Source organism: Burkholderia sp. JP2-270, assembly GCF_003233675.1.
In the GTDB taxonomy this organism is placed as follows: domain Bacteria; phylum Pseudomonadota; class Gammaproteobacteria; order Burkholderiales; family Burkholderiaceae; genus Burkholderia; species Burkholderia pyrrocinia_C.
On record NZ_CP029824.1, the window covers coordinates 869574 to 889839 of the forward strand.

Consider the following 20266-nt stretch of genomic DNA (forward strand, 5'->3'; position numbering starts at 1 on the left):
CAATTGGCGGCAGCCACACCCGGCGCCGCTCGCGTGCGGTGCGCAAGGGTGCGCTGTTGTGTCGCATCAAATACGTCCTTCCTGATTCGGCCGCCTACTCGACGAGGTTCACCCAATTGTTGCTCCAATCAGAATAGTTGGATCAACTATCCGCAGAGGGCGAGGATTTTTGACTATTTTTATCGTCAACCGGCGCCTTGTTGAGCAACTCTGCATCATTTCCGCTGTCGTAGGAGAATTACGCATTTGCTTCATCTTTTTGAAGTTGTAACAGCGGCAGGAGTCGTTTATGGATCATTTGCAGTCGATGCGCGTGTTCGTCAAGGTTGCAGATCTCGGCAGTTTTGCGCGGGCCGCGAGTGCAATGGATATTTCCAACGCGGTTGCGACGCGTCACGTCGCCGATCTGGAAGGCCGGCTCGGCACGCGTTTGCTGAACCGCACCACGCGCAGCCTTTCCCTGACGGAGTCGGGCCAGGTCTATCTGGAGCGTGCTCGCCAGATCCTCGACGAGCTCGAGGATGTCGAGCAGATGGTCGTCGCGCGCAATCACGAGCCGGTCGGCACGCTGCGGATCGTCGCGCCGGTCGTGTTCGGCCTGCATAACCTCGCGCCCGTGTTGCAGACGTACACGGAGAATTTCCCGAAAGTGGTGCCGGATCTCACGCTGGTCGACCGGCAGGTCGATCTCGTCGAGGAAGGCTTCGACGTCGGCATCGTCGTCACGCGCCAGATGCGCAGCGCGAGCATCGTCACGCGGCGGCTGACCACGGGCTGCATGACCGTGTGCGCGACGCCGAGCTATCTGGAGAAGCACGGCGTGCCGACTCATCCGGAGCAGCTCGTCGCGCACCCGAGCCTGAGCCTGCCGGCCGAATACTGGGGCGACGAGCGCGTGTTCACGGGGCCGGACGGCGAAGTGCGCGTGCGCCCGACCAACGTGATCGTCGCGAACAACACCGCGATGCTGCGCCAGTTCGCGCTGCTCGGAATGGGCGTCGCGATCCTGCCGAGCTACCTGATCGGCAGCGACATCGCGCGCGGCGCGCTGGTGCGGCTGCTGCCGGATTTCCGGCTGCCGCAGGTCGAGATCAACATCGCTTACCCGAGCCGGCGCCATTTGCCCGCGAAGGTGCGCACGTTCATCGACCACCTCGTCGAGTATTTCAGTCACTCGACCGATGCGACGATCGGCGAGCAGTGGGCCGCGCAGGGTGCGACGCTTGCGCCGATCGGCGTCGAGACGCGTGCCGAGCAACCCGAATCGGCCGACCCGAACCTGTCGCCGCGCCTGCCGCGTTCGTCGCGTACGCGCGTCGCGGTGCCGTCGCCCCTGTAACGGCGCGACGGCTGGGCGGTCGTTGCCGCCGGCACAAAGAAAAAACGCGGATCGATCGCTCGATCCGCGTTTTTTTCGGCTGCCTGCAGCGCCCGGTACGCCGGGGGAAGCCCCGGCGGCCCGGCTGTTACGAGCCGGTCTTGCGCGCCGTCGTCTTGCGGGCGGCAGTCTTGGTCGCGGTGGTCTTGGCGGCGGTCTTGCGGGCCGGTGCCGGTTTCTCTTCGGCGCCTTCCGTCACGGTTTCGGCATCCTTCGTCGCCGATTTCGCCGTCTTCTTCGCAGCAGCGGCCTTCGGTTCCTTCTTCTCGAACTCGAAGCCGATCTTGCCGTCCGGCTGCTTCACGAGGAACGCCTTGAAGTTGCGGCCCGTGCGCGACGACTTGAAGTTCGGCAGCAGGTCCGTACGGCCGTCGGCGAGCAGCTTGCCCATCTGCTCGCGCGTGATTTCCTGCTGCAGGATCACCTTGCCCGAGCGGAAGTCGCAGGTCTTCGGGTTCGCAACCGAGTGCTCGCACACGTAGCTCATCCCGTGCTCGAACACGCGGCCCTTGCACTTCGGGCACGCGCCGACCGGCTCCTGCGCGGAGAAGTCGGGCGCTTCGCCTTCCTCGCCGCCCTGGTCCTGGCCGAAATCGAACTCGAGCTTGTAGTTCTTCGTCTCGTCGTCGAAGGACAGCTTGAGGATCGCCGAGAACGGGCGCCCCATCTTGCTGCGGAACCCGGACAGCGGACCGATTTCCTTCTTCTGCAGCAGCTCCTCGACTTCGGGGATCTCGAACTGCCGGCTGCCCGGGATCTTCGAGATCGAGAACTCGCACTTCGTGCACGCGAAGCGGCGATAGTTTTCCTTCACCTGGCCGCCGCAGTTCGGGCACGGCGTCTCGAGCGTCGCGTAGTCGCCGGGGATCGTGTCGGAATCGTATTCCTTCGCGCGCTTGACGATCTGCTGCGTCATGCGGGCGATTTCCTGCATGAACGCGTCGCGCCCGAGGTTGCCGCGCTCCATCTGCGACAGCTTGTATTCCCATTCGCCGGTGAGTTCCGGCGCGGTCAGTTCCTTCACGCCGAGCCCGCGCAACAGCGTCATCAGCTGGAATGCCTTCGCGGTCGGGATCAGCTCGCGGCCTTCGCGCAACAGGTATTTCTCGCCGAGCAGGCCTTCGATGATCGCCGCTCGAGTGGCCGGCGTGCCGAGGCCCTTCGCGGCCATCGCCTCGCGCAGCTCGTCGTCCTCGACGAGTTTGCCCGCGCCTTCCATCGCGGACAGCAGCGTCGCTTCCGAGTAGCGTGCGGGCGGCTTCGTCACGAGCGCGACGGCGGCGATTTCGTCCGTCTTCACCTTCTCGTCCTTCTGCACCGGCACGAGGTTCGCGTCCGCGCCTTCGGCGTCGCGGCCGTACACCTGCAGCCAGCCCGGCTCGACGAGCACCTTGCCTTCGGTCTTGAAATGATGGCCGGCGACTTCGGTGATCCGCGTCGTGACGCGGAATTCGGCCGCCGGGAAGAACACGGCGAGGAAGCGTTTCACGACCATGTCGTACAGCTTCTGCTCCGGCTCGGACAGCGACTTCGGCGCCTGCAGCGTCGGGATGATTGCAAAGTGGTCGCTGATCTTCGAGTTGTCGAAGATCCGCTTGTTCGGCTTCACCCAGCCCTTGTCGAGCACCTGCTTCGCGTGCGGCAGGTAGTTGTTGCTCTCCTTGAGCATCTCGAGCGTGGACTGGACCGTCGAAAGGTAGTCTTCCGGCAGCGCGCGTGCGTCGGTACGCGGGTAGGTCAGCACCTTGTGCTTTTCATACAGCGCCTGCGCGAGGCCGAGCGTGTTCTTCGCGGAGAAGCCGAAGCGGCTGTTCGCCTCGCGCTGCAGGCTCGTCAGGTCGAACAGCAGCGGCGACAGTTGCGTCGACGGCTTCGATTCCTCGGAGACCGTGCCGACCTGGTCGCGGCATGCGGCGACGATCGTTTCGGCTGCCGGCAGGCTCCACAGGCGGGAGTCGCGTTTCTCCGGATCGAATTCGTCGCGCTTGAATTTCGGGTCGTACCACTTGCCTTCATAGAAGCCGCCCGCGCACGCGAATGCGGCCTTCACTTCCCAGTAGTCGCGCGGGACGAAGCGGCGGATTTTCTCTTCGCGTTCGACGACGATCGACAGCGTTGGTGTCTGAACGCGGCCGACTGTCGTCAGGAAGAAGCCGCCGCCCTTGCTGTTGAACGCGGTCATCGCTCGGGTGCCATTGATCCCGACGAGCCAGTCGGCTTCCGAGCGGCAGCGAGCGGCGTCGGCGAGCGGCTGCATGTCCGTGTCGCTGCGCAGGTTCGCGAAGCCGTCGCGGATCGCCTGCGGCGTCATCGACTGCAGCCACAGGCGCTGGACCGGCTGCTTCGCTTTCGCGTGCTGCGCGATCAGTCGGAAAATCAGCTCGCCCTCGCGCCCCGCGTCACATGCGTTGATCAGGCGGTCGACGTCCTTGCGCTTCATCAGCTTGGTGAGCACCTTGAGGCGCGACTCGCTTTTTGCGATCGGGTTCAGGTCGAAATGCGGGGGGATGACGGGCAGATGCGCGAAGCTCCATTTCCCGCGCTTGACCTCGTACTCTTCCGGAGCGGCGATTTCCAGCAGGTGGCCGACAGCGGACGAAAGGACGAATTCGTCGCTTTCGTAATACTCGTCATGCTTGGTAAAGCCGCCCAAAGCGCGTGCGATGTCGTTCGCGACAGAAGGCTTTTCCGCAATGATCAGTGCTTTGGACATGACAGGTGTGTGATGGTAGACCGGGTTCGCCGGTTGTAGGTCCCTTTAACGACCGCTTTATAGCACACGCCGAAGCGACGGCGGCTCGGCGAGTAAAAAGCGGCCCATCATAGAGGGGGGGCGCAACGGCGGCAAGCGCCCGGCGCCGCGGGGCGCGCAAACGCGCGAAAAATCGCCGGGCGGGCTCGCGAATTCAGGCTTCGACGTTCAGGATGTTGCGCAATTTCGGTGCGTGCGGCGCACCGGGTACCGCGCTCAGGTCGGACAGCATTCGTTCGACGATCGCCGCGTGCGGCAGCACCGTGCCGAAGAAGCGCGCGGTGTTGGCATCCTCGATCAGGATCGTCGGGAAGTTCTCGACGTCGAGCTCGTCGAGCCGGTCGGCATGCGTTTCGATGTCGATCCAGGCGAAGCAGGCGTCCGGATGCGCGTCGGCGAGCTGGTCGAAGGCCGTCCGGTAGTCGCGGCACGTGCCGCACCACTCGGCGCACAGGCAGGCGACGAGCAACGTGCCGGGATCGGCGAGGCGCTCGGCGATCCGATCCGCATCGGTGTCGAGATTCAGCGCGGGCATGGATTTCCTTGGGTATCGTCGGCGGCGTGGCCGCCCCTATTTGGGGAAATGTAGCACGCCGCGCGCGGGCGGGGTGGGGGCCGCGTCAAGCCGCGTGAAGCGTCCGCCGGGGAGACTCGCGACGCGACCGGCCAGTTCGAGCGCGAGCAGCGCGCGGTGCAGCACGTCGTCGGACAGGCCGCTGTGTTCGGCGAGCCATTCGTATGTGACGGGGCCGTATCCCAGTGCAGCGAGCACGGCCAGTTCGGACGGGGTGCTGGGCGACGGAGGCGGTGATGCTTCGATGCGCGCTGGCGCGGTGGCCGGACCTGAGGGGGCCGCTTCGATGATGCCGGCGCAGGCACGCTGGCCGGAGGCTTCGGTTCCGCGAACCGCGTCGGGATTGGCGCCCCGAATTCCGGGGCACGCCGCCCCGGTCGTCGGTTCGCCCAGCCCGTATTCCTCGAGAATGTCGAGCGGCGCCGCCGTGAGCTTCGCGCCGTCGCGGATCAGTGCGTGGCAGCCCTGCGCGAGCGGTGCGTGGATCGAGCCCGGCATCGCGAACACATCGCGCCCTAGTTCGTTCGCGAGCCGCGCGGTGATCAGCGAGCCGGAGCGCGGAGCGGCCTCGACGACGAGCGCACCGACCGCCAGCGCCGCGATCAGCCGGTTGCGCTGCGGGAAATGCGCTGCGCGGGCCGGCGTGCCGAGCGGCCATTCCGACAGCATCGCACCGTGCGCGGCGATCTCGTGGGCGAGTGCGCGGTGCCGCGCCGGATAGACGAGATCGGCCCCCGTCGCGATTACCGCGACCGTGCCCGACCGGCCGTCGAGCCCGCCGCGATGCGCAGCGCCGTCGATCCCGAGCGCGAGGCCCGACACGATCGGGAGCCCCGCGTCGGACAGCGCGCGTGCGAAGCGCGTCGCGTCGGCGAGCCCCTGCGGCGTCGCGTGGCGGCTGCCGACCACGGCGACGCTGCGGGCGTGCAGCAGGTCGAGCCGGCCCTTTACATATAGCAGCGGCGGCGGGTCGTGCAGGTCGCGCAGCCGCGGCGGGTAGGCCGGATCGCTGAGCGTGACGAGCACGTTGCCCGGCGCATCGAGCCACGCCAGTACGGCATCGGTGCGTGCATCGAGATCGTCGTGTTCGCTTGCGCGCACGGCCTGCGCGGCGGCGGGGCTGCTCACGGCGGCAATGGCCTGGTCGGACGCGCGCAGCAGCGCCGCCGGCGAGCCGAACGTGTCGAGCAGCGCCTGCAGTACGGCGGGCGCGAGGCCGGGCGCATGCGCGAGCTGCAGCCATGCGCGCAACGCGGAGGTGGTCAGCGCTTGAGGTGACATGAGGCTGCCCTCGAACGCGGCGGCCAGCGGACCGCGTGGCGCCATGATAAAATTTTCATCATCCGAAATACTCGACAGGGCCGCGCGCGCAGGCGCCCGGCCAATTGCAGGAGGCGCGATCCGCGGCATTGATACGCCGCGCATCCGCCTCATCTTCATTGCATCGCGGCGGCGGCGCCAGCCGGCCGGATGGCCGATGGGCACCCTGCTCCACCGAATACCGAACACCATGGCTTTGCTCAACATTCTTCATTACCCCGACAAGCGGCTGCACAAGGTCGCCAAGCCCGTCGACAAGGTCGACGACCGGATCCGCAAGCTCGTCGCCGACATGGCCGAGACCATGTACGCGGCGCCCGGCATCGGCCTTGCAGCCACGCAGGTCGACGTGCACGAGCGCGTGATCGTGATCGACGTTTCCGAGGAAAAGAACGAGCTGCGCGCGTTCATCAACCCCGAGATCGTCTGGTCGAGCGACGTGAAGCAGATCTATGAAGAGGGTTGCCTGTCGGTGCCCGGCATCTACGACGAAGTCGAGCGTCCCGACCACGTGCGCGTGCGCGCGCTCAACGAGCAGGGCGAGACCTTCGAACTCGACTGCGAGGGCCTGCTTGCCGTGTGCGTCCAGCACGAGATGGATCACCTGATGGGGCGCGTGTTCGTCGAATACCTGTCGCCGCTCAAGCAGACGCGCATCAAGACGAAGATGAAGAAACTCGAACGCGCGATGTGACGCGCGTTCATCCTGCCCGACCCCGAACGCTGTCATGACCCATACGTTGCGCGTGATTTTTGCCGGCACGCCGGAATTCGCCGCGGCTGCCCTCGCCGCGATCCACGAGGCCGGTTTTCCGGTGCCGCTCGTGCTCACCCAGCCCGATCGCCCGGCCGGCCGCGGGATGAAACTGCAGGCGAGCGCCGTGAAGCGCTACGCCGTCGAGCATGGCATGCCCGTCGCGCAGCCGCCGTCGCTGCGCCGCGCGGGCAAGTACCCCGCGGAGGCGGCCGACGCGATCGAGCTGCTGCGCTCGACCCCGCACGACGTGATGGTGGTCGCCGCGTACGGCCTGCTGCTGCCGCAGGAGGTGCTCGACATTCCACGCAGCGGCTGCATCAACATCCATGCGTCGCTGCTGCCGCGCTGGCGCGGCGCCGCGCCGATTCACCGCGCGATCGAGGCCGGCGACGCCGAGACAGGCGTCACGCTGATGCAGATGGACGTCGGCCTCGACACCGGCGCGATGATCGACGAGGCGCGCATCGCGATCGCGCCCGACGACACGACCGCGACGCTGCACGACCGGCTGGCCGCCGACGGCGCGCGGCTGATCGTCGACGCGCTCGTGCGGCTCGAGCGCGACGGCACGCTGCCGGCGACGCCGCAGCCGGCCGACGGCGTGACCTATGCGGAAAAGATCGGCAAGCACGAAGCGGCGCTCGACTGGCGCAAGCCTGCCGACGTGCTCGCGCGCCAGGTGCGTGCGTTCGATCCGTTTCCCGGCGGCGTCGCGACGCTCGACGGCGCGGCAATCAAGCTGTGGGCTGCCGAGCCGGTGGCGGCGCGCGGCGACGCGGCGCCCGGCACGATCGTCGAAGCTGCGCCGGAAGGCGTGGTCGTCGCATGTGGCGGTGGCGCGCTGCGCGTCACGCAGTTGCAGAAGCCGGGCGGCAAGCGGCTGTCCGCGCGCGAATTCCTCGCCGGCTCGCCGCTCGCCGCGGGCCAGCGTTTCGCACTGACCGACGTTGCGTAACGTGACCTGACCTGACCGCCATTCGACACGGCCTGCCGGCCCTGCGCAATCGGCCGAACGGCCGAGTCGCGCAGTGCGGCAGGCGCGCGTAGAATTTCCCTGCGCTCTCCGGCTTCGAGGTTTTCATGTTCGGCATCACCCATTTCGGCTTCTTCGTGCTGGCAGTTTTCCTGCTGAACGTCACGCCCGGCCCCGACACGGCCTACATCGTCGGCCGCAGCGTCGCGCAGGGCCGCGGCGCGGGGCTGATGTCGGCGCTTGGCATTTCGGCCGGCTGCTGCGTACACGCACTTGCGTGCGCATTCGGCCTCACGGCGCTGCTCGCGGCGTCGGCTGCCGCGTTCACGGTGATCAAGCTGGTCGGCGCCGCTTACCTGATCTACCTTGGCGTGCGCATGATCGTCGCGAAGCAGGCCGGCACACCGCCGGGCGCCGAGGCTGCCACGGCAGCAAAGCCGCTGCGCGAGCTGTTCATGCAGGGCTTCTGGACCAACGTGCTGAACCCGAAGGTCGTGCTGTTCTTCGTGTCGTTCTTCCCGCAGTTCGTGTCGGCCGACAGCCCGCACAAGGCCTTCGCGTTCCTGACCCTCGGCGCGGTGTTCGTCGCGATGAGCACGGTCTGGACCAGCCTGGTCGCATGGGTCGCGGGCAGCGTCACGCAGCGCTTTTCCGGCAAGCCGGGCGTCAGGAAGTGGCTCGACCGTACGGTCGGCAGCGCTTTCGTCGGCCTCGGCCTGCGTCTTGCAACTTCGCAACGCTGAGATTGAATTTTTCCGGCAAGACCTTATCTAACAAATCGCTTACAATTTTCCGCCGCGCCCTGTGTTGCGCTGCGGGTCCCCTGACGGATAAGGAGTGGGTATGTTCAATTGGGTCAAAACGGCGATGCTGATGGCCGCGATCACGGCCCTGTTCATCGTGATCGGCGGAATGATCGGCGGCTCGCGCGGCATGACGATCGCGCTGCTGTTCGCGCTCGGCATGAATTTCTTCTCGTACTGGTTCTCCGACAAGATGGTGCTGCGCATGTACAACGCGCAGGAAGTCGACGAGAACACGGCGCCGCAGTTCTACCGGATGGTGCGCGAGCTGGCCACGCGCGCGAACCTGCCGATGCCGCGCGTCTACCTGATCAACGAGGATGCGCCGAACGCGTTCGCGACGGGCCGCAATCCCGAGCACGCGGCGGTCGCCGCGACGACGGGCATTCTGCGCGTGCTGTCGGAGCGTGAGATGCGCGGGGTGATGGCGCACGAGCTCGCGCACGTGAAGCACCGCGACATCCTGATCTCGACGATCACCGCGACGATGGCGGGCGCGATCTCGGCACTCGCGAACTTCGCGATGTTCTTCGGCGGGCGCGACGAGAACGGCCGGCCGGCCAACCCGATCGCGGGTATTGTGGTCGCGCTGCTCGCGCCGATTGCCGGCGCGCTGATCCAGATGGCGATTTCGCGGGCACGCGAGTTCGAGGCCGACCGCGGCGGTGCGCAGATTTCCGGCGATCCGCAGTCGCTCGCGACCGCGCTCGACAAGATCCATCGCTATGCGGCCGGCATCCCGTTCCAGGCGGCCGAAGCGCATCCGGCCACCGCGCAGATGATGATCATGAACCCGCTGCACGGCGGCGGCCTGCAGAACCTGTTCTCGACGCACCCGGCCACCGAGGAGCGCATCGCGCGCCTGATGGAGATGGCGCGTACCGGCCGCTTCGATTAAACCTCGGCGCACCGCGCGGCCGTTGCCGCGCGGCGGACGCCGCGCCACCCCGCACGCTTCGCGCTGCGGGGTGTTTCATTTGTGCGCGCCGTAAAGGGGCCAAAGGGGCCGCATGGCCGCACGCTACAATGCGCGGTTTGGGATCGCAGGGCCGCACGGCCGCCGCAATCCCGCCGTTTGCCGCATTTGTTTGCTGCGCTTGTTTGCCGATTCCGCTCCGATGACCCGAACCCGTTCTTCCGCTCCGTCTTCTTCCGGCCGCCCGGCGCGCCTGTCCGCGCCGCATCTTGCGCCCGATTCGCTCGGCTTCGCACTCGACGCGGCCGCGCAGGCGGTCGATGCGGTACGGCGCGGTACCGCGCTGCCGGCGGCGCTCTCCGCGGTATTCGCGCAGATGGCGTCCGGTGCGCAGGCACTCGCGCGCGGCGCGACGCAGGACGTCGCGTACCGGACGATGCGTCGCCTCGGCAGCGTGGACTGGCTGATCGGCCGGCTCGTCAGCAAGGCGCCGCCCGCGCACGTGAACGCGGTGCTCGCCGGCGCGCTCGCGCTGTTGCTCGATCCGGTGGACGATGCCGCATACTCGGCGTTCACGGTGGTTGACCAGGCCGTGACCGTGATCGGCGCGCGCCGCGAATACGCATTCGCGAAGGGGTTGGTCAACGCGGTGCTGCGTCGTTTCCTGCGCGAGCGCGACGTGCTCGTCGCGGCGATGCAGGACGACGCCGTTGCGCGCTGGAATTACCGCGCATGGTGGGTCGATGCGGTGAAGCGCGCATGGCCCGACGCATGGCAGGCGATCCTCGCGGCCGGCGAGCGCCAGGGGCCGCTGACGCTGCGCGTGAATGCGCGTCGCGCGAGCGTCGACGCGTATCTCGACACGCTGCGCGCGAGCGGGATCGACGCGACCGCGATCGGCCGGCATGCGGTGCGGCTCGCATCGGCGCTGCCGGTCGAGCGCATTCCGGGATTCGCCGACGGCGTGGTGTCGGTGCAGGACGCCGGCGCGCAGCTCGCGGCCGAATGGCTCGGCGCGCGCGACGGCATGCGCGTGCTCGACGCGTGCGCGGCGCCCGGCGGCAAGACCGGCCATATTCTCGAACTGGCCGATGCGGAAGTCGTCGCGCTCGAAAGCGACGCGACGCGCGCGGCGCGCATCGGCGAGAACCTCGTGCGCCTGTCGCTCACAGCGGACGTGCGTGTCGGCGATGCGGGGGTGCCCGGCGCGTGGTACGACGGGCGCCCGTTCGACCGCGTCCTGGCCGACGTGCCGTGCTCGGCATCGGGCATCGTGCGGCGGCATCCCGACATTCGCTGGCTGCGCCGCGAGGCCGACATCCCGGCGCTCGTCGCGGAACAGCGCCGCATCCTGTCGGCGCTGTGGCCGCTCGTGAAGCCGGGCGGCGAACTGCTTTACGTGACCTGCTCGATCTTCCCCGAAGAAGGCGAGTCGCAGGCCCGCTGGTTTGAAGCGGTCTGCGAAGATGCGGTACGATTGGACGCCCCCGGCCAGCTGCTGCCGGGCGGAGTGCAGGGAGGGGCTGCCGCCGGCGCACTCGACCAGAACACCGATCACGACGGATTTTTCTACGCGCGGTTTCAGAAACGGTGACGATCAAACACCTTTTTCCACTTCGGCTCGCGGCCGTCCTGATGGTCGCGTTGACGCTGTGCCTGGCCGTCGTCCGGCCGGCGCATGCCCAGTCGATCGCCGTGCAGCGCGCGTCGCTCCAGGCCGATGGAAGCGGCTGGAGCCTCGATGCCCGCTTCGATTTCGAGCTGAATCCGAACCTCGAGGATGCCGTCAACAAGGGCATCCCGCTTTACTTCACGACCGACTTCGAGCTGAGCCGAGCACGCTGGTACTGGTTCGACGAGCAGCCGGTGTCGGTGACGCAGACGATCCGCCTGTCGTTCCAGCCGCTCACGCGCGAGTACCGCGTGTCGACGGGTGGTCTGCAGCTCGGCTTCCCGTCGCTGAAGGACGCGCTCGCGGTCGTCCGGCACATCACGTCGTGGCACGTGATCGATCGCAACCAGGTGCGCCTGGGGGAAACCTACATGGCATCGGTGCGGATGCAGCTCGATACGGCGCTGATGCCGAAGCCGTTCCAGGTCGACGCCGTGAACAATCGCGACTGGACGCTCGGGTCGGACTGGAAGCGCTTCAACTTCACGGTGACCGAACGTGCTAAATAAAGTGCGCCGCGCGGCCAGCGGGAAGAGCCTCCTCGTTCGCGTGATCGTCTCGACCGTCGCGTTCACCGCGCTGCTGCTGCTCGTGCTGCTCGCGGCCGCGAGCGCGAATACCGAATTCTTCGATCGCTACTACTCGTGGCTGTACGCGACCAACATCGTCGTCGCGCTCGTGTTCCTGCTCGTGGTGCTCGGGCTGATCGGGATGATCGTCGTGCGCCTGAGGAAGGGCAAGTTCGGCACGCGGCTGCTCGCGAAGCTCGCGGTGTTCTTCGCGCTCGTCGGCGTGGTGCCGGGCGGGATCATCTACATCGTGTCGTACCAGTTCGTGTCGCGCAGCATCGAGTCGTGGTTCGACGTGAACGTCGAGACGGCGCTGACGGCCGGTCTGAACCTCGGCCGCGGGATGCTCGATGCGTCGCTGTCCGATCTGCAGACGAAGGCGCGACTGATGTCCGACCAGCTCGCGAGCGTCGACGCGAACACGAACGGCACGACGCTCACGCTGCTGCGGCTGCGCGACCAGTTCGGCGTGCAGGACGCGACGATCGTCGAGCCGAGCCGCGGCGGTTCGGGCGCGGCGCCCGACCTGCACATCGTCGCGCAGGCGTCGGGCAATTTCGCGGCGCTGATTCCGGACGACCTGCCGACGCCGCTGATGCTGAGCCAGGCGCGCGAACACGGCGCGTACGCGGCGATCGAAGGCGAGGTCGACGGCGATCCGCGCGCGCACGGCGCGAAGGGCGCGCTGCGGCTGCGCGTCGTGCGGCCGATTCCCGATGCGACGACGTCGCTGCTGCAGCCGGCCGAACGCTTCCTGCAGCTCACACAGCCGGTGCCGCCGACGCTCGCGCACAACGCGGACGCCGTGCAGCGCGCGTACCGCGAGTATCAGGAAAAGGCGCTCGGCCGCACGGGCCTGCGCAAGATGTACATCGGCACGCTGACGCTCGCGCTGTTTCTCGCGACCTTCATCGCGATGATGCTCGCGCTCGCGCTCGGCCAGCAGCTCGCGCGGCCGCTGTTCCTGCTCGCGCAGGGCACCAAGGAGATCACGGAAGGCGACTACACGCCGAAGCGCGAGATCAAGACGCGCGACGAGCTCGGCTTCCTCACGCAGTCGTTCAACGCGATGACGCGCCAGTTGTCCGAGGCGCGTCTCGCGGTCGAGAAGAACCGCATCGCGCTCGAGCATTCGAAGACGTATCTCGAGAGCATCCTCGCGAACCTGACGGCCGGCGTGTTCGTGCTCGACCGCCAGTTCCGGCTGACGACGGCCAACCGCGGCGCCGAGCGGATCTTCCGGCAGCCGTTCAACGCGCTGATCGGCACGACGCTCGACCGGATCGGCGTTGCGGCGGGATTCGGCGCGATGGTGCGCAAGGCGTTCGCCGATCGCGAGGCGGCGTCCGACGGCGGCAGCGGCGATCGCGGCCACTGGCAGCAGCAGTTTGCGATCGAGATGCCGGGCGAAACCGAACCGCTGACGCTGCTCGTGCGCGGTGCGCGCCTCGTGTCGACGGTCGAGGGGCAGGCCGACGATCCGCAGACGTCCGGTTACGTCGTCGTGTTCGACGACATTTCCGACGTGATTTCCGCGCAGCGCTCGGTCGCGTGGGGCGAGGTCGCGCGGCGGCTCGCGCACGAGATCAAGAATCCGCTGACGCCCATCCAGCTGTCGGCCGAGCGGCTGCAGATGAAGCTGTCCGACAAGCTCGCGCCGTCCGACGCGGATGTGCTCAAGCGCGGCGCGACGATGATCGTCAACCAGGTGGCCGCGATGAAGCGGATGGTCGACGATTTCCGCGAATACGCGCGCACGCCGCCGGCGGTGCTCGCGAACCTGCAGTTGAACGAACTGGCGAGCGAGGTGCTCGGGCTGTACGGCGTCGGCGAAGGCAAGAGCCCGATCGTCGCCGAGCTCGCGCCGTCGCTGCCGGTGATTCGCGGCGACGCGACGCAATTGCGCCAGGTGATACACAACCTGCTGCAGAATGCGCAGGATTCGGTCGCGGAAGCCGCGCATCCGCGTGTGTTGATCGAAACCAAGACAGTAGAATATGGCGATCCCGACGCCGAGGGCAAAACGCGCGTCGCGGTACGTCTTACCGTGTCCGACAACGGGCCCGGTTTTCCGGCACGCATCCTGACCCGCGCGTTCGAGCCTTACGTGACGACGAAGGCGAAGGGCACGGGGCTCGGGCTGGCCACGGTCAAGAAGATCGTCGACGAGCACGGTGCGCGGATCGATCTGCGCAATCGCATGCACGGCGAGACCGTCGAGGGTGCGCAGGTGTCGATCCTGTTCCTGCAGATGGCGAGCGATGCGCCAGGCGCCGAACCGGGCGCGCAGGGCGGGACGACCCCCGCTAAGACAAAAGCAAGTGAGCAGACAAGGGCAGCGTAAATGGCAACCATCCTGGTGGTAGATGATGAAATGGGCATCCGGGAATTGCTCTCGGAGATCCTCAGCGATGAAGGACATGTCGTCGAGGCGGCGGAGAACGCGCAGGCCGCGCGGGAATACCGGCTGAATCAGGCGCCCGATCTCGTGCTGCTCGATATCTGGATGCCCGATACCGACGGCGTCACGTTGCTCAAGGAATGGGCGGCGCAGGGGCTGCTGACGATGCCCGTGATCATGATGTCCGGGCACGCGACGATCGACACGGCCGTCGAGGCGACGAAGATCGGCGCGCTCGATTTCCTCGAGAAGCCGATCGCGCTGCAGAAGCTGCTGAAGTCCGTCGAGCACGGTCTCGCACGCGGCGCGGCGCCGGTGTCCGCCAACGCGGCGGCGAAGGGCGGCGCCGGACAGGCTGCGGGGCCCGCGGCGATCGCGTCCGCGGCGGCGCTGCCGACGCTCGGCGACGACATGGCGGCGGCGCTCGGCCTCGCGGGGCAGACGGCCGCGATCCCGTTCGACATCCCGTTGCGCGAAGCGCGTGATGCGTTCGAGCGCGCGTACTTCGAATATCACCTCGCACGCGAGAACGGCAGCATGACGCGCGTCGCGGAGAAGACGGGCCTCGAGCGCACGCACCTGTATCGCAAGCTGAAGCAGCTCGGTGTCGAGCTCGGCAAGAAGCCGTCCGAAGGCGCGGTATAAAATTTTTTGCGAAAACGCTTGAGCAGGCGAGAAAAGCTCGATATACTTTCATTCTTCGTTGGCCCGGTAGCTCAGTTGGTAGAGCAGCGGATTGAAAATCCGCGTGTCGATGGTTCGATTCCGTCCCAGGCCACCAGCAGTTCCAACCCCAAGAATCGGAAGGTTCTTGGGGTTTTTCGTTTGTGGTGGGCATCGCGTGCGCGGCAGCATTCGCGGGGGCATGATAAAATCCGTGCCCGCTCAATGACTTAGCGCATCGCTTCATGCGCACGGCAGGCCGCCAGCAACGCGCCGCCGTGATGCGCGGCAACGATGTCGCGCGATGGGCGGTATAAGCGCTCCGCCGCGTTCGCGGCCGACCGCGCTGCCTATACTGGTCGAGCCGGCGCAGGCCGGTACGCGTCGGGCCGCCCGGCGGCAGCCGGCCCCGGGGCGCAGCGCGACGCGAGCCTATACATTCACGGAGTATCACGGTGATTCGGACAGACGCTAAAGACGGCGCGCTCGTGTTGTTTTCCGGCGGGCAGGACTCGGCCACGTGCGTGGCGTGGGCCCTCGAACGCTACCAGACGGTCGAGACCCTCGGCTTCGATTACGGCCAGCGCCATCGTGTCGAGCTCGAATGCCGCGAAGGCGTGCGCGAAGCGCTGAAGCGCGATTTTTCCGCGTGGACGGACCGGCTCGGCGACGATCACATGATCGACCTGTCGGTGCTCGGCGCGATCAGCGATACCGCGATGACGCGCACGATCGAGATCGAGACGACGGCGAACGGCCTGCCGAACACGTTCGTGCCGGGCCGCAACCTGCTGTTCATGACGATCGCAGCGGCGATCGCGTATCGCCGCGGGCTGCGCGTGCTGGTCGGCGGGATGTGCGAGACCGACTTTTCGGGCTACCCCGACTGCCGCGACGACACGATGAAGGCGCTGCAGGTCGCGCTGAATCTCGGGATGGACACGCGCATCGTGCTCGAGACGCCGCTGATGTGGCTCGACAAGGCGCAGACGTGGCAGCTCGCCGAGCAGCTCGGCGGCGAAGCGCTCGTCGAACTGATCCGCGTCGAGACGCACACGTGCTACGTGGGCGAGCGCGCGGAACTGCACGACTGGGGCTTCGGCTGCGGCGAGTGCCCGGCCTGCAAGCTGCGCAAGCGCGGCTACGAGGCCTACCAGAAGGGCGAGCGGGTGACCGAAGCGCCGCTGTGACGCGGCTGCGCCGGCAGCGCTTGATGAATACGGATTCTGATCGACAACGAGCGGCGCGAGCCGGACGACGGACGATGACTTACGCGGTCAAGGAAATTTTCTACACGTTGCAGGGCGAGGGCGCGAACGCGGGCCGGCCGGCCGTGTTCTGCCGGTTCGCCGGCTGCAACCTGTGGTCGGGCCGCGAAGAGGATCGCGAGGAGGCCGTGTGCCGCTTCTGCGATACGGACTTCGTCGGCACCGACGGCGAGAACGGCGGCAAGTTCAAGGACGCCGAAGCGCTCGTCGCGACGATCGCCGGCCTGTGGCCGGACGGCGAAGCGCACCGCTTCGTCGTCTGCACGGGCGGCGAGCCGATGCTGCAGCTCGACCAGCCGCTCGTCGATGCGCTGCACGCGGCCGGCTTCGAGATCGCGATCGAGACCAACGGCTCGCTGCCGGTGCTCGAGTCGATCGACTGGATCTGCGTGAGCCCGAAGGCCGACGCGCCGCTCGTCGTCACGAAGGGCAACGAACTGAAGGTCGTGATCCCGCAGGACAACCAGCGGCTGGCCGATTATGCGAAGCTCGACTTCGAGTATTTCCTCGTCCAGCCGATGGACGGCCCGTCGCGCGAGCTCAATACGAAGCTCGCGATCGACTGGTGCAAGCGTCATCCGCAGTGGCGCCTGTCGATGCAGACCCACAAATATCTGAACATTCCCTGAGCCACGGCTTTTGACATCGTGCTGATTACCCGAAAACTCGAATTCGACGCGGGCCACCGCATTCCCGATCACCGCAGCCAGTGCCGGAACCTGCACGGCCATCGCTACGTGCTCGAAATCACGTTGCGCGGCGATCTCGTCGATACCGAGGGCGCTCCCGACCGCGGCATGGTGATGGATTTCGCCGACGTGAAGGCGCTCGCGATGGAGCACCTCGTCAGCAAGTGGGACCATGCATTCCTGGTCTATGCGCGCGACGACGTCGTGCGCTCGTTCCTCGAACAGATGGCCGACCACAAGACCGTCGTGATCGACCGGATCCCGACCGTCGAGAACCTCGCGGCGATCGCGTTCGACCTCCTCGCGAACGTGTACGACGCGCACTACGGCGTGAACCTGCGCCTCGAGCGCGTGCGCCTGTACGAAACGCCGAACTGCTGGGCCGACGTCGAGCGCCAGCCCGGCCGCTGATCCTGCCTTCCCTGCAGCCCCGCCGGCCTGCGCGGGCTGCCCGTCGCCGTGCCTCGCGGCCTCGTCCCTGCCGGCGCTGCTCCCCGTCCGTTCCCACATTCCGCGTAACGCCGCGCTATGATCGTTGCGTGGCACCGTAAAACGCACCCGTGCGCGTTCGCGCGGCCCGCGCTGTCAGATTGGCCGCCCACGGCCGACCGACGTTGACCGGCGCGGTCTGGCGCCGCCGCGCTGCGCCGCCCGGCGTGCTGCGTCCGGCTTCGCCTGTTGCTTGTCCCGTTCGATTGCCGTTCCGTCCAGGAGGCCGTATCGATGAGCACGCTCACCAATTCCCTCAAACTACGCCTGCGCGACGGCGACGAGCCGCTGTATGGCCTGTGGCTGTCGCTCGGCAGCGACTCGGCCGCGGAAGCGCTCGCGCACGCCGGCTATGACTGGCTCTGCATCGACATGGAGCACGCGCCGAACGACAGCCGCGACGTCGTGTCGCAATTGCGCGCGATCGCTGCCGCGCACCTGCCGAGCGAGCCCGTCGTGCGCGTGCCGGCGCGCGAGCCGTGGCGCGTGAAGCGCGCGCTCGACGCCGGCGCGCGCACGCTGATGTTTCCGTGCATCGAGACGCCCGACGACGCCGCGCACGCAGTGCGGCTCACGCGCTTCCCGTCGCCGGAATCGCCTGACGGGCTGCGCGGCGTCGCGGGCATGGTGCGCGCGGCGGCGTTCGGCATGCGCCGCGATTACGTGCAGACGGCGAACGCGCAGGTCGCGGTGGTTGTGCAGATCGAATCGGCGCGCGGCGTCGACGAAGTCGAGCGGATCGCGGCGACGCCCGGCGTCGACTGCCTGTTCATCGGCCCGGCCGATCTCGCGGCGAGCCTCGGGCATCTCGCCGACATCCGCCACCCGGACGTCGAAACCGCGATGGCGCGCGTGCTTGCGGCCGGCAAGCAGGCCGGCGTCGCGGTCGGCATCTTCGCGGGCGACGCGGTGGGCGCGCGGCAGTACCGCGAGGCCGGCTACCGGATGATCACGCTGTCGGCCGACGTGAGCTGGCTGCTGCGTGCGACGCGGCAAGCGCTGCAGGAGGTACGGTCATGAACGGCGGCGACGGCGCGTCTTGCAGGCGCGCGCAGGGTGCGGCCGGTGCGCGCGGGCGGTTCGGCGCGATGCTCGGCCTGTGGGCCGTGTGTGTCGCGGCGGCCGCGCAGGGCGCGCCGCAAGCGAAGCCCGATCCGTCGCGCGAGACGCAATCGGCGGTCGCCGACTACAACGCCGGCGACTATCGCGCGGCGCTGGTGCAGTTCCACGACGCGGCCGAGCGCGGCGATCGTCTTGCGCAGTTCAACTACGCAATGATGCTGCTGACGGGCGAAGGTGTGACGGCGAACGTCGACGAAGGGCTGCGCTGGCTGAAGCGCGCGGCCGACGCGAACATGTCGCACGCGCAGTATGTGTACGGCCGGATGTTCGACGACGGCGAGTTCGTCGCGCGCAATCCGGCCGAAGCGCATCGCTGGTTCCTGCGGGCGGCGAAGCAGGGGCACGTGCAGGCCGAGCTGTCGCTCGCGAACCAGTTCCTCGACGGGCGCGGCACGCCGCGCGACAACCGGCAGGCGTTCGCGTGGTACAAGCAGGCCGCCGATGCGGGCGAGCCGACCGCGCAGTACGTGACCGCGTCGTTCTACGAGCGCGGCGGCGACGGCGTTGCGCAGAACCTGAACATCGCGCGGGCCTATTACGCGGCGGCGGCCGCGCAGGGCGACGAGACGGCCGGATTGAAATTCAAGGAGTTGAGTGCGCGGCTGAAGGCGCAGGGGCCGGCGTCGGGCATCGGTGCGGAGCCGGGGAGCCCGCGCGCGGCACCGCAGTGAGCGGGCGACGCGCCGCGTTGCATGGCCGCGCTCGGATGTCCAATGAAAAGCGGCGCCCCGGGGCGCCGTTTTCTTTCCGCGGTGCAGGCAGCGCGGTCAGCTCTTCATCAGCCGCCGCTGTCGCCCGACGCTCATGATCATCCCGATCGCGATGCCGAGCGTCGTGAGCGCGGTGCCGCCGTAGCTCATGAACGGCAACGGCACGCCGACGACCGGCAGCACGCCGCTCACCATCCCGATGTTGACGAACGCATAGACGAAGAACGCGAGCGTGAGCGAGCCCGCGAGCAGGCGGCCGAACAGCGTCGCGCCCTGCGCGGCGATATAGAGCCCGCGCGCGATCAGCGCCATGTATAGCGTCAGCAGCACGATTCCGCCGACGAGCCCCCATTCCTCCGAGAACACCGCGAAGATGAAGTCGGTGTGCTTCTCCGGAATGAATTCGAGGTGCGCCTGCGTGCCTTTCAGGTAGCCTTTGCCGAGCACGCCGCCCGAGCCGATCGCGATCACGGCCTGGATCGTGTGGAAGCCCTTGCCGAGCGGGTCGGAGGTCGGGTCGAGCAGCGTGCACACGCGGTGCTTCTGGTAGTCGTGCATCAGCGGCCACTGCACTTCGGGCTGGCAGATGCGCTCCTCGAACACGGCGATCGACCCGACCGCGATCACGCCCGCGACGAGCACCGGCACGATCAGCTTGAACGACAGGCCGGCGAGGTAGATCACGAAGAAGCCGGCCGCGAACACGAGCAGGCCCGTGCCGAGGTCGGGCTGTTTCGCGATCAGCCCGACCGGCACCATCAGGATCCCGAATGCGGCGACGAAGTCGTACCAGCGCAGCCCGCCTTCGCGGCGCTGGTAGTACCACGCGAGCATCAGCGGCGTCGCGATCTTGAGGATCTCCGACGGCTGGATCACGACGCCGACGTTCAGCCAGCGCTTCGCGCCCTTCTTCGTCATCCCGAACAGCGCGACCGCGATCAGCAGCGCGACCCCGAACGTATAGAGCGGGACCGCGAAGCGCATCAGCGTGGTGGGCGGGATGTTGGCGATCACCCACATCAGCACGAACGTCAGCAGGATGTTGCGCAACTGGTCCTCGACGCGGCCCGGCATGTCGATCGCCGCGCTATACAGCGTGACGATGCCGACGCACAGCAGCAGGAACACGATGAGGGCGAGCGGGCGGTCGAAGCCCGCGAACATCTGCTTGATCTTGTCGAGCCAGGCGCGCTTGTCGAATTGCATGCCT

Annotated in this window: 18 protein-coding genes and 1 tRNA gene; 15 read left to right on the forward strand and 4 right to left on the reverse strand. The window is 67.6% G+C overall.

Features of this window, described 5'->3' with window-relative positions:
- Positions 1 to 289: 289 nt before the first annotated feature.
- On the forward strand, positions 290 to 1339 hold the full coding sequence (locus tag DM992_RS04140; protein ID WP_111015813.1) for a LysR family transcriptional regulator: 1050 nt from the start codon (positions 290 to 292) through the stop codon (positions 1337 to 1339).
- 127 nt (positions 1340 to 1466) lie between these two features.
- Here DM992_RS04140 and DM992_RS04145 read toward each other — a convergent pair whose 3' ends face one another.
- The 3 genes from DM992_RS04145 to dprA form a co-directional block, all read right to left on the reverse strand.
- Entirely contained in the window at positions 1467 to 4091 is a 2625-nt protein-coding gene (locus DM992_RS04145; protein ID WP_111015815.1) for a DNA topoisomerase III, read from the reverse strand.
- 193 nt (positions 4092 to 4284) lie between these two features.
- Positions 4285 to 4665 (reverse strand): thioredoxin family protein, encoded by a 381-nt coding sequence (locus DM992_RS04150; protein WP_111015817.1) that lies wholly within the window; start codon positions 4663 to 4665, stop codon positions 4285 to 4287.
- A gap of 36 nt (positions 4666 to 4701) precedes the next feature.
- The gene (gene dprA / locus DM992_RS04155; RefSeq protein ID WP_239511309.1) at positions 4702 to 6030 is read right to left on the reverse strand and encodes a DNA-processing protein DprA; all 1329 of its coding nucleotides are present in this window, start codon (positions 6028 to 6030) and stop codon (positions 4702 to 4704) included.
- Positions 6031 to 6214: 184 nt separating this feature from the next.
- Between dprA and def the strand changes: the two genes are divergently transcribed.
- The 14 genes from def to DM992_RS04225 all read left to right on the forward strand — a co-directional run bounded on the left by def (position 6215) and on the right by DM992_RS04225 (position 19017).
- Positions 6215 to 6718, forward strand: coding sequence for a peptide deformylase (gene def / locus DM992_RS04160; RefSeq protein ID WP_059534915.1), 504 nt, complete (start codon positions 6215 to 6217; stop codon positions 6716 to 6718).
- 34 nt (positions 6719 to 6752) lie between these two features.
- Positions 6753 to 7736: a methionyl-tRNA formyltransferase gene (fmt, locus tag DM992_RS04165; protein ID WP_111015819.1), complete on the forward strand. Its 984-nt coding sequence runs from the start codon at positions 6753 to 6755 to the stop codon at positions 7734 to 7736.
- Positions 7737 to 7861: 125 nt separating this feature from the next.
- The gene (locus DM992_RS04170) at positions 7862 to 8497 is read left to right on the forward strand and encodes a LysE family translocator (RefSeq protein ID WP_111015821.1); all 636 of its coding nucleotides are present in this window, start codon (positions 7862 to 7864) and stop codon (positions 8495 to 8497) included.
- Between the two features lie 100 nt (positions 8498 to 8597).
- Positions 8598 to 9455 (forward strand): zinc metalloprotease HtpX, encoded by an 858-nt coding sequence (gene htpX / locus DM992_RS04175; protein WP_111015823.1) that lies wholly within the window; start codon positions 8598 to 8600, stop codon positions 9453 to 9455.
- Between the two features lie 220 nt (positions 9456 to 9675).
- A complete protein-coding gene (gene rsmB, locus DM992_RS04180; RefSeq protein WP_111017797.1) occupies positions 9676 to 11067 on the forward strand; it encodes a 16S rRNA (cytosine(967)-C(5))-methyltransferase RsmB in 1392 nt (463 codons plus the stop codon).
- The gene (locus DM992_RS04185) at positions 11064 to 11654 is read left to right on the forward strand and encodes a DUF4390 domain-containing protein (protein ID WP_034179354.1); all 591 of its coding nucleotides are present in this window, start codon (positions 11064 to 11066) and stop codon (positions 11652 to 11654) included. Before rsmB ends, DM992_RS04185 begins: the two co-directional genes overlap by 4 nt.
- Positions 11644 to 14058, forward strand: a complete 2415-nt coding sequence (esaS, locus tag DM992_RS04190; protein WP_111015825.1) for a sensor histidine kinase EsaS — start codon at positions 11644 to 11646, stop codon at positions 14056 to 14058. Before DM992_RS04185 ends, esaS begins: the two co-directional genes overlap by 11 nt.
- A complete protein-coding gene (esaR, locus tag DM992_RS04195; protein ID WP_111015827.1) occupies positions 14059 to 14760 on the forward strand; it encodes a response regulator transcription factor EsaR in 702 nt (233 codons plus the stop codon).
- A 60-nt stretch (positions 14761 to 14820) separates the two neighbouring features.
- Positions 14821 to 14896 (forward strand) — tRNA-Phe (locus DM992_RS04200).
- Between the two features lie 337 nt (positions 14897 to 15233).
- Complete coding sequence (gene queC, locus DM992_RS04205) at positions 15234 to 15968, forward strand: 7-cyano-7-deazaguanine synthase QueC (protein ID WP_111015829.1); 735 nt, start codon at positions 15234 to 15236, stop codon at positions 15966 to 15968.
- Between the two features lie 74 nt (positions 15969 to 16042).
- The gene (gene queE, locus DM992_RS04210) at positions 16043 to 16675 is read left to right on the forward strand and encodes a 7-carboxy-7-deazaguanine synthase (RefSeq protein WP_111015831.1); all 633 of its coding nucleotides are present in this window, start codon (positions 16043 to 16045) and stop codon (positions 16673 to 16675) included.
- 18 nt (positions 16676 to 16693) lie between these two features.
- Complete coding sequence (queD, locus tag DM992_RS04215; protein WP_006477472.1) at positions 16694 to 17146, forward strand: 6-carboxytetrahydropterin synthase QueD; 453 nt, start codon at positions 16694 to 16696, stop codon at positions 17144 to 17146.
- Positions 17147 to 17458: 312 nt separating this feature from the next.
- A complete protein-coding gene (locus tag DM992_RS04220) occupies positions 17459 to 18244 on the forward strand; it encodes an aldolase/citrate lyase family protein (protein ID WP_111015833.1) in 786 nt (261 codons plus the stop codon).
- A complete protein-coding gene (locus DM992_RS04225) occupies positions 18241 to 19017 on the forward strand; it encodes a tetratricopeptide repeat protein (RefSeq protein ID WP_111015835.1) in 777 nt (258 codons plus the stop codon). Before DM992_RS04220 ends, DM992_RS04225 begins: the two co-directional genes overlap by 4 nt.
- Positions 19018 to 19113: 96 nt before the next feature.
- Here DM992_RS04225 and rodA read toward each other — a convergent pair whose 3' ends face one another.
- A complete protein-coding gene (gene rodA, locus DM992_RS04230; protein WP_111015837.1) occupies positions 19114 to 20262 on the reverse strand; it encodes a rod shape-determining protein RodA in 1149 nt (382 codons plus the stop codon).
- Positions 20263 to 20266 lie beyond the last annotated feature (4 nt).

Excerpts from the sequence above, each read along its gene's own strand:
- DM992_RS04150 (WP_111015817.1), bottom strand. The coding sequence starts at position 4,665 with ATGCCCGCGCTGAATCTCGACACCGATGCGGATCGGATCGCCGAGCGC.
- htpX (WP_111015823.1), top strand. The coding sequence starts at position 8,598 with ATGTTCAATTGGGTCAAAACGGCGATGCTGATGGCCGCGATCACGGCC.
- fmt (WP_111015819.1), top strand. The coding sequence starts at position 6,753 with ATGACCCATACGTTGCGCGTGATTTTTGCCGGCACGCCGGAATTCGCC.
- rodA (WP_111015837.1), bottom strand. The coding sequence starts at position 20,262 with ATGCAATTCGACAAGCGCGCCTGGCTCGACAAGATCAAGCAGATGTTC.
- rsmB (WP_111017797.1), top strand. The coding sequence starts at position 9,676 with ATGACCCGAACCCGTTCTTCCGCTCCGTCTTCTTCCGGCCGCCCGGCG.
- DM992_RS04225 (WP_111015835.1), top strand. The coding sequence starts at position 18,241 with ATGAACGGCGGCGACGGCGCGTCTTGCAGGCGCGCGCAGGGTGCGGCC.
- def (WP_059534915.1), top strand. The coding sequence starts at position 6,215 with ATGGCTTTGCTCAACATTCTTCATTACCCCGACAAGCGGCTGCACAAG.
- DM992_RS04220 (WP_111015833.1), top strand. The coding sequence starts at position 17,459 with ATGAGCACGCTCACCAATTCCCTCAAACTACGCCTGCGCGACGGCGAC.
- DM992_RS04140 (WP_111015813.1), top strand. The coding sequence starts at position 290 with ATGGATCATTTGCAGTCGATGCGCGTGTTCGTCAAGGTTGCAGATCTC.
- queE (WP_111015831.1), top strand. The coding sequence starts at position 16,043 with ATGACTTACGCGGTCAAGGAAATTTTCTACACGTTGCAGGGCGAGGGC.
- esaR (WP_111015827.1), top strand. The coding sequence starts at position 14,059 with ATGGCAACCATCCTGGTGGTAGATGATGAAATGGGCATCCGGGAATTG.
- DM992_RS04145 (WP_111015815.1), bottom strand. The coding sequence starts at position 4,091 with ATGTCCAAAGCACTGATCATTGCGGAAAAGCCTTCTGTCGCGAACGAC.
- dprA (WP_239511309.1), bottom strand. The coding sequence starts at position 6,030 with ATGGCGCCACGCGGTCCGCTGGCCGCCGCGTTCGAGGGCAGCCTCATG.
- DM992_RS04170 (WP_111015821.1), top strand. The coding sequence starts at position 7,862 with ATGTTCGGCATCACCCATTTCGGCTTCTTCGTGCTGGCAGTTTTCCTG.